Source organism: Enterococcus sp. NPDC086594 (genome assembly GCF_044746145.1).
GTDB classification, from domain to species: Bacteria; Bacillota; Bacilli; order Lactobacillales; family Enterococcaceae; genus Enterococcus_D; species Enterococcus_D entomosocium.
This window is the reverse complement of the sequence record NZ_JBIVBP010000001.1, coordinates 440,697-452,746: the sequence shown is the minus strand read 5'-3', so window position 1 is coordinate 452,746 and position 12,050 is coordinate 440,697. Positions and strand designations below refer to the sequence as shown.

Genomic DNA, 12,050 nt, shown 5'->3' with positions numbered 1-12,050 from the left:
TACGTTTTACGGAAGAAGCACAGGAAGTGGTATATGTGTATGAACGCAGCGATGCGGCACCAGTCACAGTGAAGCACAAAGATTCCGAAGGGAATCAACTAGCCGATCCAGTGACCCTAAGCGGAAAAGTCGGTTTGCCATATGCAAGTGCAGCCAAAGAGATCCCTGGTTGGTACGTGGCTGAGACACCAGACAATGCTTCAGGAATCTTTACGGAAGACCCACAAGAAGTGGTGTACATCTATGCGATAAATAAAATCGATAGTGAACACGATAATTCTGATAATAATTTACCGACAGATAACAACTTCTCCGATTCACATAAAAGATTACCTGATACAGGTGAATCATTAATCGGACAGTTATCAATGATATTGGCTGGATTGCTTATTGTCATAGGAATTTTTGTATTCCTGATAAGAAGAAGGAAGAATAATAAAGATTAGGCAAAAAAAAGCAACAAATCTATTAATGATTTGTTGCTTTTCAATATTATAGAAAGGAAATTAACTATTATGCTATTCACATCAAAGAAGGAATATATTGATCATTTTCGATATGAACTCTATGACAAATGTAATGAGGAGGCAGAATTGAAAGATTATTTGAATTCTCAGCTTTGTAATCTAGAAAAGTTAACAGCAAATATTTCTAAAGATACATTCTGGGAAATATTGGGTATAGATGCAAAGTTAAATCTATTAGTAGAATTGAATACGTTTGAGGATTTTTCAAAGGATGAGATAATTCGAATTATTGAGAATGACTATAAAAACTATTTTAAAGAATTGTGTGGATATGAGTTGAGTACGAAAACTCGGCCATCTATGATATTTTACATTAATTGAACAGTAATACTCTTTTTTATTAGAAGCTAATGGGGTCAGAAACTTTTAAGTTTTTGACCCCTTTAAATTTTCTTGATATACTTGACTTTGACAGGTGTCAGAAACTTATGTCCAGAAAGAGTGAGCAAAATTTGGCAATTTATGGGTATTCACGAGTCAGTACCAGCAACCAAGATTACAAAACGCAAATTCTGAAATTAGAAGATGCTGGTGCTGAAAAAATCTTTAGTGAAAAATATTCTGGTACAAAAAAAGAAGGTAGAAAAGAATTAGAAGAACTACTTTCAATAGTAGAGAAAGGTGATCTCGTCTTAGTAACAAAGATTGATCGCCTAGCAAGGAGTATCGTTGATTTAAATTCGATTATTTCTACTTTAAACGAATCAGACGTGACAGTTACTTTTTTAGACAATGCCTTGACGTTTGAACCTAATAAAAAAGATTCTATGCAAACATTGATGATGAACATGCTTGGTAGTTTTGCGCAATTTGAGCGAGACTTGATAGTGACTAGGACTCAAGAAGGAAAGCAGTGGCATAAAGCCAATAAGAAAGATTATAAAGAAGGTAGGCCCAAAAGAGTATTAAACTCTAAGTATTTACATGCTTTGGAATTGATGGAAACAAATAGTATGAGAACAGTCGAAAAGAAAACTGGTATTTCTCTCTCTACTCTAAAAAGAATCAAAAAACAAGCAAGAGCGGAAAATTTATAGTTTAATACAGAGGAGAACAAGCATGAGTAAAAATGAGAATGATAAACAAAACTCTACGAAAAGAAAGTGGGAGATCGACGAATACGATACAACAGATAAATATAGAAATATGATTGAGAAGCTAGCAGATGCTGAGAGAAATTCCAAATTAGTAGTATTTGTCGGGGCTGGAGTTTCCATATCTCAAGGATATCCTAATTGGGATGGCTACGTTGATCACTTAATTAAATATTGGCAATTTAATATTCAATCATTAGTCAGTTCAGAAAATATATCTAGAGAAACAATACTTGTATTCGATAAAATATCAAGAGGAAGTTTTTCTAACAAAAGAAAAATAGATTTAGTCCATCAAATATTGAAAAAGTTACTTGGAGACGAATTTGAAGCAAACCAATTAAATTTTGAAAAGTATTATTTTGACGATGTGAGACCTTTTGAACCAGAAAACAAGACCCTAGCTAGCTTATCTAACTTAGATGCCACTTTTATTACATCTAATTATGATACTGAAATTGAAAGGCACCTTGATAGGAAAAGAAAAAAACCACCTGTTGTTAGAGACTTAGGTGAATTCCAAAATACAGATGTTTATTTGAAAATTAGCCACGTACTGCATATACATGGGACAGCCAAAGGTAACCCGCATTTGTTAATTAATTCATCATCTGCGTATTCTAGGCAGTATTTTAGAAATAGAGATAAATTTGAAGAACTTGTGAGGTGGTTTGAGGACAGCAAGCCTGTTGTACTATTTGTTGGGGTTAGCTTAGAAGAAGATGAACTTCTTTCACTATTAGTAAAAGAAAATGAAAATTTTGCTCTTATGAAAGCTGATGCAAACGCTAATACCAAAGTAGATAGAGACCTACGAAATTACATTGAAGAGTTTTTTTATAAGGAAAATTATACCAAAATATTTTGGTATGGTGATGATTTTGATGAGCTGCCAATCGTTATTAAAGATATTGTAAGTGACATCAAAAAAATAAATAAGCCAACACCTCAACAGGAATATTGGAACGAGCTCAATACATTGGAAACAAAAGATGAGGAATATCTTCAAATATTAAATTCGATGCTAGATAATAGAAAATATCATAGAACACTTAATCAGTTTTACGAACACATATCTAGTAGTATAGAAGAGGAATTAATTAAAAAGGTCCTCGATAATTCATTTAAATCTAAAATTTTTACTGATGAATCCATGGAAGTACCTAGTAATTTTTGGGATTTTTTAGATAAAAACTACAGCTCAATAGATAAAAAATTAGTAACTAGTATAAGCAAATTATATTTAAAAGATAGTTTCGATCCAAGATATGTAGCAGCCTTCAATATATACAGTAGATTAGATATAGAAAGAACATGTAGAAATATCTTGGCACTTTCTATCTCTAAGATTGGTTATTTACCAGCAACAGAATTCTCTAACGATTCGCTTTTAATGGCTCAATGGATGATCAATCAGCTTAACGATGAAAATTCTAGAGACTACTTATACAGTTTAGATGGGGATGAAATTGTATTTAAGTTTACTCAAGACACTATCAAAGACCTGAATTTATCACTAAAAAGTGATAGTTTAAAGAGACAGCTTTTCTTACCGATAACTGAAATAATAGAAGATGGCATACTCGGAGTATTTTACCATGCATTAGTCAACAGAAGAATTTATTATAATGATAAATATTTGATGGATGATTTCCCTAAGCTTTTGTTAGAAAACAGATTAATTCAGAAAATTCTAGTTCACATAGATGCAAACGAAGAATTAGAGGTGAACTTACTAAATCATTTAGTAGATGTAATAGATTTCAGTAATAAGAACTTTGGTTATGAACTGAACGCTTTTATAAATGCACATGAAGAATTGATAGATCTATCGCGTGTACTCTATAGAGGAAAATATGCAGATACTGTGGGTAAAGTTTATTCTATTCAGGCAAAAAGCTTTATAACAGCTGAAGATATTCTTACAAATGACGTAAAAACAATAGTACACATTCTCATTTCCGAAAAAAACTATTATGAAGATCCTGCTAACCTTGATTATAGCAACTTTAAGACCGATGATGAGACTATTAAGTTCGTATTTAGATTGTTACAAGAAGACAATGATATATCCAAAAAACTTAAGAAAATTTTGATTGATTTTAGTGGGAAACTATTTGATAGATACGAAAATCTATATCTAAAAATTGCAATTGATAAGAAACTAGATTCAATATTCGTTGAAAATATTACAAAAATATATTTAGGAAAGATAAATGTTTCTAGATATACAAATAATTATAGTTCTTTTTTTTCCAACTTTTTATTAAACAATTTTGATTATAATGAAGATATACTTGATAAATTCCTAGAAGTAGATATATCCGCACTAGACTATGATAATAAAAATAATGAATTAATAGAACTTGTTAAATTAATAAATACAGAGCTAGGAAGCTACCTTTGGTCCTTAATCAAAATAGTAAAATCAGGAAAAGTCGAAAGCTCCTTGGCGAAATTGAAGTTCAGTCAAATTATACCAAGTACAATTCGAAATTTTTCAGAAGGTTCTTTATTCCATGAATATGACGTACAGCAGCTAGAGATTACAGATAATACTTTTAGGGGATTTTGCTACTTTCATTCAGCAATTGCTAAGGAAGATATCGTACAAGACTTTATAAACATAGTAATTCAAAATTTAAAATCAAATTCAATAGTCGATAACTTAGAAACAGTCCCCTTTTTAATTGGACTGTATGAGATTAATCCCAATTATATTGAACTGGATTATTCTGAAGATATACGTTTTAGATTTATGTTAGATATCATATTTACAAATGAAGAATCATATCCTTATGAGGATGAGTGGCTTAAATGGATACTGGATAATGAACATGACGGTTCAAATTTAAATGAGCTCGCATATTTATTTAGTTCGAACAATGTTTATCTATCAAAAGTGAAAAAAATTATGAGTGACAAAGAGAACTATCTTTATGAGGGTGATTCAAAGGCATTGTTATCCGTATTTATACACCAGATAAAAGAAAATGACTTTACGACAGATAAGCAGTTTTTCATTGATTTATTATTCTATCTTCTTGAAATTGAAAGAATTAAAGCTGATATTTTTTTTGTAACAGAATTAGAAGAATTGATGGACAACTTAGATGAAGAACAAAGGAAATATTTATTGAATATACCTTATGTTCAGCATACTCTAACACCATTTGAGTCTCAAAAATTAAGATCTAAAATATGATGCTATACTATAATCTTGGCGGTGATTTCTGTACTTGAAAAGCAAAGACAGCTACTATAAAATTCTTAGCTTAACAGCTGATGAGAGATGGTTAAACCGTCCTGAAATTATAAAAGAAGTTCAAGAAATAAGCTCAACAATCGCTGATGGCCGCGCTTCTCCTATGAACTATCAGGATGCCAATGGAATAGAAGTAATTGATCAAGAGAGCAATGTAAGGAAGTACGCAACAATAAACGAGTGTGTACTGAATGAAAAGCTTTGTAGGGCAACGATAACGAAACACATTAAGAACAGAAGCAAAGCAAAAGACGGAAGAACCTTTACTACCTTCTAATTTTTTTCATATTTGTATGCTATGTTATACTTAGATCTGCGTAATTAGACTTGCGCTGCCCGTTATTGAAGTTTCAGGCAGCGCTCTTTTTGGGGGATCGATAATGGAAGAAGAAAAAATATTTGAGAAACGCTGGCAGCTAGCATCAAGCGAACAAAGAGCAAGATATAATAATTTGATGTCCTCCTACCCTACTATAAATTGGACCTACAAAGAAAAGAAGTATTTGCTTTGGTTGTGCCAGTTAGATATAGATACCTTTGAAACATTTGAAGTGATCCTAGATAAAATTAAACAGAACTGATCAGAAACAAGCGAATCCTTCTCTCGGTTCGCTTGTTTTTCTATTTATTGGTTGTCATAGGGCAATTCTAAGCTCGATTGAAAGAAAACCGATGGATAATCCCCTTGTTTGTACCGATTTAGAATACATCGATGTACGTATTGCCATTGACTCCTATTAGTTACTGAAAAAAATTAAACAAGTCCCTCCCTCTTTACAGAACGAACATTAGTTCGTATGATGAACTGTGATAAAGGAGGGTTTTTTATGTATTTCGATTATCGTTTTGAACCCCGTGGCGATTACTTATGTATCGACTGTAAAAGTTTTTACAGCTCCGTGGAATGCGTAGAAAGAGGCTTAAACCCTTTGACGACCATGCTAGTCGTATTATCTGGATCTGATCGACCAGGTGGACTTGTCTTGGCCGCCTCTCCTGCCGCAAAAAAAGAATTAGGTATTTCCAACGTCACGAGAAAATATGAGCTACCGGATCATAAAGATTTGATTTGTGTGCCACCCCGAATGAACTTATATATCGAAACAAACATAAAAATCGTAAATATTATTCGTCGGTATGTTTCTGATGATGACATTCATGTTTATAGTATTGATGAACTCTTTGTACGCTTTGACAAAGTTAAAAACCTCTACGGCAATTGTCGTACAAAGCAATTCGCAAAAGCCTTAATGCAAAGGATACTCGAGGAAACGGGAATCTATACCACTGTTGGGATTGGCGATAATATGTTATTGGCCAAACTCGCATTGGATAATGCTGCAAAGAAGAATCCGGACATGATTGCAGAATGGCGTTATGAGGACGTCCCTACTACTGTTTGGAAAATCCAAAGTCTGACCGATTTCTGGGGCATTGGCCACCGTACAGCAAAAAATCTCTGGAAACGTGGGATCACTACTGTCGAAGAACTTGCAAATACCCCCCCTTCCAGACTGAAGGCCTCCATGGGTGTGATTGGGCTTCAATTGCACGCTCACGCAAACGGAATCGATCGTAGCGAGATTGATAAGAAATATAAAGTTCTAGAAAAGAGTATTTCTAATTCTCAAATCCTTATGAAAGATTATACAGATAAAAAAGAAGTAATGATTATCATCCGTGAAATGGCTGACTTGGTCGGATCAAGGTTGCGAAAAGAACATGCTCAAACCGAATCAATCGCCCTTTCTATTGGCTACTCCCATGGCTAGTTGTTACCAGGATTTTCGCATCAAATGAAAATTCCATCCACCTCAAATACTAAGTTAATAACCAACTATGCATTGAAGCTTTTTGATGAACATTATGAGGGATTTATGGTTCGATCAGTAGCTATTTCTTGTTCCAAATTAATGTATCAAACGGCTCCGCAATTAGATTTATTTGATGATGCGGAAAAACAAATACGACAAGAAAAATTGGACTACTTGTGTGACAGGATAAGAAGTAAGTACGGTTTTAAATCACTAGTGCATGCAAGTTCCTTACTTGATGGAGCTACAGCAATATCAAGATCTGCCAAAGTTGGAGGTCATTAGAGAGGAGGCGCAGCTATGGGATATGGTCAATAATATCACGATCGCGGAATGGTGAAGTGGGGAGGATTTTATCTTTCAGAACATACCGAAGCAATTGATGGAGAAAGAACTATTGAAAGAAGTAAACCAACTCAAAAGTTTCAGATGGATGTCAATGAGATCGCCGAAACTTTGAACCAGGCAACGCTCAAGAACAAATCAGTAACTATCCAAATTGAAGCTCGTGATCGAGATGGGAGCTACTTTACTGATATAGTTGGCCATATTGAGGAGCATGATGAACTAGGAATATATGTTGGTGGGACAAAGGTTGGCTATGATGAAATTAGGAATATTGAAATAATTACTAAAGTAAAGTGGTCAAGTACAAATGATATTTTGTAAAAATTTTTATTTTAATTTTATCACTAAAATAAAAATCCCTATGGCAATCAGGCACCAAGGGATTTTTTATTTTAATGACTACAAAGAGTACTTAATCTCAATCGGATATGGCTTAATTAAACCCAATGTTTGCATTGCAACGGCATAGTTGTTCGCAATACCCGTAGGTATGCTTTGATATCCTGAGAGTGCAAAATCATAAGTATCCGTCACAACGCCAACTCGTTTTACTGATCCATTAGCCTGTCTGACGAAAGAATAAGAATAATTAACTTTATTTAAGGCGTAGTGCTTATCACCTGTTGTAAACACGAAACTTCCGCTCACTGATAATGTTTTTTTGTTAGATCTTACCCAAGGTTTGTACTTACTAGAATAAAAATCATTTAAAATATCATCGCCAGTAATGACACTTTTAGCCCAAGCATTATTGTTAGAGACATGTTTTTTTGGAGCAGGGGATAAAAAGTTTGGAACTTCTGAATATTTCATATACATTGCAGTGTTTGGGTATCCTGCAGCTTTAACTGCTGCAATTCCAATATTCCAAGCGGATCTCGCCGCTTGAATTGGATCTACAGCCGCTCTAGCATTTTTTGAAGATGAACTAATTTTGTCATTATTAACAAGTTCTTCGGCTGACAAAATTGCTCTTTCTAAATCTTGAGGATCGACTGTTGCAGATCTAATAAAATCAGTTAAATTTTGATTCATTTCCTCAGAAGATACAACACCGCTCAGTTTGCAATTTTCAATTATTGCATTTATAACTTCTTCATTGCCTGCAGATTCTGAAACGTAATCATCAATTCTAGCTTGAACTTCTGGAAAAATTTCCAACTCACTATTTGGAATAAGTGGTTCAATCACCTCTGAGCCACCGATCGTAATAATTTCATCCAGAGAGTCTGCATTAGAAATAACTGGACTCGCAAAAAGTAAAAACATACCACCAAAAACTGTTATTGATCCGAACACTTTTTTTATCATATATAATCTCCTTAAGTTTATATTACTTAAAAAATTACTTGCTCCAATTAAAATCTCTTTTTTCCTTTAAGGGAATAGAGATTGATAATTCTTGCTGTAATTCTAAAAAGTCATTCATATTATCTCTTTCTAAAAGCTTTTCCGTCTCCATATCATATACATAGAAATTATCATCATAAGTTTTGATTACTACATATCGCTCATTCCAATTAAGTTGATCGACGCCTTCAACAATAATCTCCATTTCTTTGATTCGTTCATCTTTAACAAAATTACTAGTAGTTGCAGATGATTGTATAACATCGTATCTGTCATTAATATTTATTGTATAAGATGTGTTAGTAATCAAAGGGTTATCATTTTGATCTAGAAAACTACATCCTGATAAGAAAATGGCCGATAATAGTATAAATAAAGTAGTTTTAGTCATTTTCATTTAGGTCGCTCCTCAATTTACCACCAATAGGTATGATCATCTAATTAAAGTATAGCATAACGTTTTTTTTTAACAATATAATTACTTAAATAATGCACTTACAAAATTGTAAGCCACAACATTTATTCTAGTTTACATAATTAAAATCACCTCAAGAAGCCCGTCAAACTAGCACTTGACGGACTTTCTTTTTCGTCGTTTTTTCCAAAGTACTGTATGCCATTAAGTGCCATTTACCGATATGAATGTTCAGTAAATTCCTTTGCTTTTTCATTCAACTACTTGTTAAAATGTATCATTTATTGCAAAACTAATATATCTTATGAAAAAAATTGGGTAAAACTATTATTATAAGAGAATGATTAGTTCGTCTATTGTTCATTGATAATCGCATAAACCATTTTCTAAACTCTTTTCAGTATCTAAGTAGTAAGTAACTTTGTGAGCAAGAATTTCTAAGATTTGAAGGGGCGATAAGCACAAAGTAGTGATAAAGATATGAGATCTTTAGGCAAATAAACAGTTGTTTAAGATGATGATGTCCAAATAAGCGTCTCCCTGATAAACAGAGGAGCACTCCGATATATCTTTTTCAAAGTAATTAATAAAATGTTTTGAAGTGAAAAAAGAAAACCCTAAATTTTTCCGAAATACTTTTGTATCAATATTTAACTGCTTCTTATGTTTTGTTTATACTAGGTTAGACTTTGGATAATATTCTAAAGTAAAATTAGGAACTTGCCTTGCATGGATAAGCAAAAATAAAAACATAATTGACAAAATGTTATTCTGGCAATGATTTATTTAGTAGATATAATCAAAGAGCAAATAAGATTCTTATATAGTCAATAGAAAACTATTAAAAATGGGAGGACAATGATGATTAATGAATTTGATATCATGATAACTAAATCCGATTTAATTTCAATGGGATTTAAAAATAATCAGGCAACACAAATGCTAAGAGAAGCTAAACAATATTTAGTTAATGTTGAAGGAATATATCTATACAATAATAGGCAGATAAATGTTGTACCGGCAAGAATAATTGAAAAATTGTTTCACTTGAAAATTCGTAAATGACTGCTACAATCAAAACGAAAGGGTTTGCTAGGAGTATTCATTATGGGAAAAATAAAGAGTATTTATCAAGATAAAAAAACTAAAAAATGGTATTTCAGAGCATACTTAGGAAAGGATTCTAACGGAAAAAGAATACAAAAAACAAGGAGGGGGTTTTCGACTCAAAGAGAGGCGAAGATAGCATATGATAAATTTATGTTGTCCTATAATTTTAAAGAATCAAGTACGAATAAGAAAGAGCCATGTAAAGGCCATCTGACCTTTGAAGAGTTTTATAAAAATAGATTTGTTAAGTGGTATGAAAGACAAGTAAAGAGACAGACATTTGAGAATGCAAAATTCATATTTGAAAAGAAATTGATATTTTTCTATCATTATAGACTTATTGATATTACAGCAGAAATCATTGAGGATTGGATATTTGAATTAAGTCAAATGACATCAAGAAATTCAAGACTTAAAAGGGAAAAATCAGTCCTGTCAAAAAGCTATATTAATCGAATTCGTGGTCATTTGAAGATTGTAATGGACAGAGCTGAAAAAGAAGGATTCATTGAGAAAAATCCAGTTTTGGATGTTTCTTATTTATCTGTAGAAAACAAAAAAGTTAGTTTTTGGGAGTTAGATGATTTTAAAAAAGCCATAAGTTATTTCAATGGTAAGAGTCTTCAAAATGAACACAGAAAACTTGTTTTTGAACTATTATTTTATACAGGGTTAAGAATTGGTGAGCTTTCTGCACTTTCTTGGAGTAACGTGGATTTGAAAAAAAATCAGATTACAGTTGAAAAAACTTTAGTATACTCTAAAAAAGAAAGTTGGTATTTCTCAACGCCTAAAACGAAAAATGCATATCGTACAATTGCTATTGGGAAAATGTTATCAAGAAAATTAGAAGAATGGAAACAATTGCAGATGATGATAGGGTCCTTTGAGTTTGTTATCCAATTAGATGGAACATTTACTCCTCCATATTCTTTTGCAAATTGGCTGAAAGAAGCGGCCGTTAAGTCTAAAGTATCACCGATTAAATTGCATTCACTTAGACATTCGCATGTCGCATTCCTTATTGAACAAAATGTTCAACCATTAGCAATTATGGAAAGGATGGGACACTCTAATATTCAAATCACTTTGGGAACCTATGGACATCTATATGCAAAGTCTGATTGTCGAATAATTGATGCAATCGATGCTTTCCAAGTGTAGTTATTTTAAAAGAGAGTAAGATATATTATAGTTGTTGGTTTTCCAATTTTCTTCCAGTAAGCAAAAAAGCGTATAAAATCAAATGAAATTCTATGGTATTTTGTGTTGAAGATGTATCGGAAATAAGAGCCATAAGGACTTATAAACGTTGTTAAGGCAATGTTATAAGTCCTTTTTCTTTTTTCAGATCCTCAAAGAATTGCTGTAATTCTTCTTGCGTATATAAATCAACTTTCTTTTCTAATCATTCGACCGTCTCTGGCATGATCACTTGTTGCATTGGGTTATCTTTTTATAATGATATTGTTGATCGCATAATCAAAGACTTTTAACGCATATGCTTTGATTTATTGATAAATTACGACTTTTTTTATCCATTAATTTACTGCTTTTTGGCAAGTATGGGTATTGGTGGCTTCAATACTTAGACTGTCAATTTGTGGGAAAATTTGATTTTTAAAACATTTTTCGATATTTTCCAGTATTGTTGGTTTATCCGTATGTTGATGTTGCTTTAACCACATGTGATAAACTTCTTCAAAACGATAGCTTTTATTCCGACCATAGGTAGTCATATAAGTGCAATTGCTGATAGAGATAGAGAATTTCTCCTTGAACGAATGAGGCATTAATAAGTATAAGCTCCACTATTCCGGTGGGGAAATCAACGTCTATTTTAATCATTTTTTAAGGGGATGATCGAATGGGATTTTTTTCAACTGAAAAGACGAGGCTGTCGGCAATATAGTGAATTTTTTGAAGGAAACGACAATAATTGGGGTGGCAATAACCACACGCTTTAATGATCATCGTGCGTTCCAAAATGGTCAGTTTTTGGTACTACCCGAAAGGGTCGCAACAGTTTGTCATTTACAACAAATTGATGGAATAGGCAGATAAAGGCAATGATGTTAGCGAAATTGATGACTGGATAGGGGTCTAGTCACGTCTGAGAGGGGAAAA

General features: G+C 32.7%; 12 protein-coding genes and 1 pseudogene. 10 read left to right on the top strand and 3 right to left on the bottom strand.

Annotated features, from left to right (window positions below):
* From ACIPK1_RS02075 to ACIPK1_RS02040, 8 genes and pseudogenes are all read left to right on the top strand, one after another.
* A partial coding sequence (locus tag ACIPK1_RS02075) for a MucBP domain-containing protein (RefSeq protein WP_400449817.1) occupies window positions 1–446 on the top strand: 446 nt, incomplete at its 5' end.
* A 69-nt stretch (window positions 447–515) separates the two neighbouring features.
* The gene (locus ACIPK1_RS02070) at window positions 516–848 is read left to right on the top strand and encodes a DUF7006 family protein (protein ID WP_301389968.1); all 333 of its coding nucleotides are present in this window, start codon (window positions 516–518) and stop codon (window positions 846–848) included.
* A 107-nt stretch (window positions 849–955) separates the two neighbouring features.
* Entirely contained in the window at window positions 956–1,564 is a 609-nt protein-coding gene (locus tag ACIPK1_RS02065) for a recombinase family protein (RefSeq protein WP_301389967.1), read from the top strand.
* Window positions 1,565–1,586: 22 nt separating this feature from the next.
* Window positions 1,587–4,826 carry an SIR2 family protein gene (locus tag ACIPK1_RS02060; protein WP_301405370.1) on the top strand — a complete coding sequence of 1,080 codons (3,240 nt, stop codon included), beginning with the start codon at window positions 1,587–1,589 and terminating at the stop codon, window positions 4,824–4,826.
* A 34-nt stretch (window positions 4,827–4,860) separates the two neighbouring features.
* Window positions 4,861–5,163 (top strand): hypothetical protein, encoded by a 303-nt coding sequence (locus ACIPK1_RS02055; protein ID WP_301405372.1) that lies wholly within the window; start codon window positions 4,861–4,863, stop codon window positions 5,161–5,163.
* A gap of 103 nt (window positions 5,164–5,266) precedes the next feature.
* A complete protein-coding gene (locus ACIPK1_RS02050) occupies window positions 5,267–5,467 on the top strand; it encodes a hypothetical protein (protein WP_062806333.1) in 201 nt (66 codons plus the stop codon).
* A 246-nt stretch (window positions 5,468–5,713) separates the two neighbouring features.
* Window positions 5,714–6,985 (top strand): annotated as a pseudogene (locus ACIPK1_RS02045) (Y-family DNA polymerase).
* Between the two features lie 48 nt (window positions 6,986–7,033).
* Entirely contained in the window at window positions 7,034–7,369 is a 336-nt protein-coding gene (locus tag ACIPK1_RS02040) for a hypothetical protein (RefSeq protein WP_301405376.1), read from the top strand.
* Window positions 7,370–7,447: 78 nt separating this feature from the next.
* Here the strand turns inward: ACIPK1_RS02040 and ACIPK1_RS02035 are convergent, their stop codons facing one another.
* Together ACIPK1_RS02035 and ACIPK1_RS02030 are read right to left on the bottom strand one after the other, a co-directional pair.
* Window positions 7,448–8,359 (bottom strand): hypothetical protein, encoded by a 912-nt coding sequence (locus tag ACIPK1_RS02035; protein WP_301405377.1) that lies wholly within the window; start codon window positions 8,357–8,359, stop codon window positions 7,448–7,450.
* A gap of 34 nt (window positions 8,360–8,393) precedes the next feature.
* Window positions 8,394–8,795 carry a hypothetical protein gene (locus ACIPK1_RS02030; RefSeq protein WP_301405378.1) on the bottom strand — a complete coding sequence of 134 codons (402 nt, stop codon included), beginning with the start codon at window positions 8,793–8,795 and terminating at the stop codon, window positions 8,394–8,396.
* An 879-nt stretch (window positions 8,796–9,674) separates the two neighbouring features.
* Here ACIPK1_RS02030 and ACIPK1_RS02025 point away from each other — a divergent pair.
* Both ACIPK1_RS02025 and ACIPK1_RS02020 read left to right on the top strand, forming a co-directional pair.
* Window positions 9,675–9,878: a DUF3173 family protein gene (locus ACIPK1_RS02025; protein WP_140966738.1), complete on the top strand. Its 204-nt coding sequence runs from the start codon at window positions 9,675–9,677 to the stop codon at window positions 9,876–9,878.
* 42 nt (window positions 9,879–9,920) lie between these two features.
* Window positions 9,921–11,087, top strand: a complete 1,167-nt coding sequence (locus tag ACIPK1_RS02020; protein ID WP_301389881.1) for a tyrosine-type recombinase/integrase — start codon at window positions 9,921–9,923, stop codon at window positions 11,085–11,087.
* 377 nt (window positions 11,088–11,464) lie between these two features.
* On the opposite strand, the gene ACIPK1_RS02015 is transcribed toward ACIPK1_RS02020, so the two are convergent.
* Window positions 11,465–11,662, bottom strand: a complete 198-nt coding sequence (locus tag ACIPK1_RS02015) for a hypothetical protein (RefSeq protein ID WP_400449812.1) — start codon at window positions 11,660–11,662, stop codon at window positions 11,465–11,467.
* Window positions 11,663–12,050: the final 388 nt, after the last annotated feature.